At 55.8% G+C, this 3259-nt stretch carries 4 protein-coding genes; all 4 read right to left on the bottom strand.

The genetic code is table 11. The annotated features are described in order from the left end of the window. Positions 1-214 (bottom strand): transposase (locus tag ACFHYO_RS15875; protein ID WP_394321687.1); only part of this gene is annotated, 214 nt, incomplete at its 3' end. 213 nt (positions 215-427) lie between these two features. Then, positions 428-571: a hypothetical protein gene (locus tag ACFHYO_RS15865; protein WP_394321689.1), complete on the bottom strand. Its 144-nt coding sequence runs from the start codon at positions 569-571 to the stop codon at positions 428-430. A 75-nt stretch (positions 572-646) separates the two neighbouring features. Next, the gene (locus tag ACFHYO_RS15860) at positions 647-1606 is read right to left on the bottom strand and encodes an IS481 family transposase (RefSeq protein ID WP_394321685.1); all 960 of its coding nucleotides are present in this window, start codon (positions 1604-1606) and stop codon (positions 647-649) included. Positions 1607-1923: 317 nt separating this feature from the next. Beyond that, positions 1924-2952, bottom strand: a complete 1029-nt coding sequence (locus ACFHYO_RS15855; protein WP_394321683.1) for a glycosyltransferase — start codon at positions 2950-2952, stop codon at positions 1924-1926. Positions 2953-3259 lie beyond the last annotated feature (307 nt).

The raw sequence follows: 3259 nt of genomic DNA, 5'->3' as shown, positions 1-3259 counted from the left end.
CGGCCAGCAGGCGCTTGAGCTTGGCGTTCTCGTCTTCCAGCGCCTTCAGCCTGGCGGCTTCGGAGACCTCCATGCCGCCATACTTGGCTTTTAGCTTGTAGAACGTCGCCGGGCTGAGACCATGCCTGCGGCACACCTCAGCTGTCGGCATGCCCGCCTCCTGCTCCTTAATCATCCCGATTATCTCCGCCTCGGTGAAACGGCTTATCCTCATTCGTCTGCTCCTTCGCGGTTGAGCAGACTCTACATCAGACTGAGGGATCTCGCGGGGGGCAGGTCAGCCGCACTGAAGGCCGAGGCGGCCAACTTTGTTGCCCGCTTTGCGGACGAGCGGCTGTGCGATGGCCGTCAGCGCGTTGTTCATCACGGGACCGGGCCGGAGCGGACGATCCAGACGGGGATCGGGCCGCTCGCCGTGAACCTTCGGTCACTGGTTGATGAAGCTCAGAAGATTCTGAATCCAGTTGTGATCCCGCAGCATGGCAATGGCGCGGCGCACGGTGCGAGGATCAACCTGCAATTCATCTGCAAGCGCCCCTTGAGAGATCACCACGGCATTCCGCTCACCCATGCGAGCAGCGCATTTCCTTGAGAGAAGTATGTCCGAACTTCGACAATCTGTGTCTGATGTAAAGCATTTTGTGCCCTAGGTGTTCAGTCCCGGCATCTGGTGGATCGGATCAAGGATGAATCGATCCGGTTCTGATGTCCAGATTTTGCAGATGTATTCGTAGGGCGTGAGACCGCCGAGTGTCTTCAGCCGGCGAGCGAAGTTGTAGGCTGCCAGGAAGTCGGCGAGGTGTGTTCGCAGCTGATCGTGGCTGTCGTAGTGGAAGCGCTTGACGGTCGCGTCCTTGATCGTGCGGTTCATCCGCTCGACCTGGCCGTTGGTCCACGGGTGGTTGGGTTTGGTCAGTCTGTGCACGATCCCGTTCGCCTCGCAGATCATGTCGAAGCGCATTGGCCGGGAGTAGATAGTGTTCCGGTTGCGGGGCTGCTCGGCGAACTGGATGCCGTTGTCGGTGAGAACCGTGTGGACTTGGTAGGGCACGACCTCGAGCATGTGCTGGAGGAACTCCCAGGCAGTCTTTCTGTCAGCTGTTGCAACGAGTTGAGCCACGGTGAACTTGGACGTCCGGTCGATGCCGACGAACAGATAGAGCTTCCCTTCGCCGGTCTGCACCTCCGCGATATCGATGTGAAAGAAGCCGATGGGGTAGCGCTTGAACTTCTGTCGCTGGGGCTTGTCACCCTCGACATCCGGCAGCCGCGAGATGCCATGGCGCTGAAGACAGCGGTGCAGCGCCGAACGGGTCAGGTGCGGGATCGACGGCTGCAGGGCATAGAGGCAGTCATCGAGCGGAAGCAGCGTATGGCGCCGGAACGCTACGACCGCCGCCTCTTCGGCCTCGGTCAGGACGGTAGACCGCGGTTCCCTCGGCCCGGTCTTCATGTCCTCGACCGTCGCGCGCTTGCGCCACTTCGCCACCGTCTTGGGGTTGATCCCCAGTTCCCGGCTCAGCTGCGCGAGCGAAGCTTGCGATCGCTGTATTGCAGCTCTGACGGCGTGCGTGGTCGTGGCGCTCCCGTGACGAACCTGTCCCATAGTGCTTCCCTCCATTCCGAAGTAAGGATCGCACCATCAAACCGTGGGATCAAACACCTAAGGCCGGTCAAGAGCGATTCACCCCTACGGCACCGCGCTTCATTCGCAATATTTGTTGCGAGGAGGCTATTAGGTGAAGCGCTTAAAGACCTGCTAGCACGACGGCTTAAGTTTCCTCAAGCTCGTGGCGTATTGGCTGCCATCCCTCGCTCTTATGGAATTCTTCAGCGCTCGCTACCTGGGTCGCAGAAGTGGTATCTTGAACAACAACGTGAGTTCCTTAAGCGAGGCAAAGCTTCTTGAATTGTATCTCTGTATCAATTTGCGCTGGCCTTCTCGATAAGCTTCTGAAGGCTGTCTGCAGCCGCCTGATCTGAAAATCTACGAGAAAATTCCTCCCGCGCCTTAGTGGCCAACTCTTGTCGCTTCACCTCGTTTTTCCACAGGCTTAGAATTGCTACTTTCATATCCTCCACGCTACCAGGTGCAGCCAGAAGCCCGGTCTTACCATCCTCAATATACCCATCTGTGCCAGGGCAGCGTGTGGCGATCAGTGGAACGCCCAGTTGCATCGCGTTTAGGAAGGTAACTTGGCCTGACGCCGTCTCTTGGTTGGCAATCGGTGTCACACTGATCCGAGCACGTGACAATAGTCTCATACACTCTTCAGAAGACAGTGAGGACATGAATGTTACATTGGAACTTGGGGGTAAAGTTTCGATGATGTCAGGGCGGCTTACGATGATGCTGCGTATTCCAAGTTCGTTTACAGCCTTTAGGAGTGTACGGTAATCCCGTCCCGCTGATCCCATCGCGATTAGATATGGATCATTAAGGTCTTCGTTTCGCGTCAAGTCGATCTCCCCTCGTTGCAAGGGAATAAATCGTACTTTCTCCCTAGATACGCCAAGATAGGATGCGTAGCTTTCGACCTCGGATGGCGAGTGAACAACAAAGTAGTTGATCTGGTCTGCTACAAAACGGGCAGCGGATTGTCGCCTGCCAGAACGCAGTGCGCCAAGGTTAAAGTTGTATGCTATAATGCAGACGTTTCTGCGGGTAACTTTCTTTAGCAAGGCAGCACACATTGCCAGCTGCGGAAAGCATGCAATTATCCCATCCGGCCTTTTCCAAAATGCTTTCAAAGCCTGACGAAAATGACCGAGCCATTCGCGTTGTGATGTAAGCTTGGATTTGCGGATATGCCAAGTGTCAGACCCTGTCACTGGTGGGACCTTTGTGAACTTGATCTGCGGGTTGTTAATGAAATCATCCAGCCATCGATCATTATGTCCTGTAAAGAAATGGGCCACAACGGCCCAGCGTTCTTTTTGTTTTTTCAGCAAAGCTGCGCCTCACAGGTTGTTGCTCTAGACCATAAGGTCACTGAATACTTATGTCGGATTAGAAAGTTACGTGAAAGGAACTACGGCAGGAAGACCCTTGCGGTACCTATCGCAGCGGATAGTGATCGGGTCTTGGTTCTTCATCCCTTTACCTCACAACTGCTGGCTGAACCCGCCCTTGTCAGGCTGAGGAACGGCAGGGGGCGCAGGCAGTAGCTTAAACGAGCCGGAAATCTGTCCAAGGAGATAGTGTCCCACGCCGTGGTGTAGGAGCGCCGACCTTCGGAGAGGTCAGGGCCTGATCAGG

Origin of the sequence: Paracoccus panacisoli (genome assembly GCF_042435015.1) — a bacterium.
Classification (GTDB): Bacteria; Pseudomonadota; Alphaproteobacteria; order Rhodobacterales; family Rhodobacteraceae; genus Paracoccus; species Paracoccus panacisoli.
Note: the sequence above shows the minus strand (reverse complement) of the source record. Positions and strands in the feature narration are given on the sequence as shown.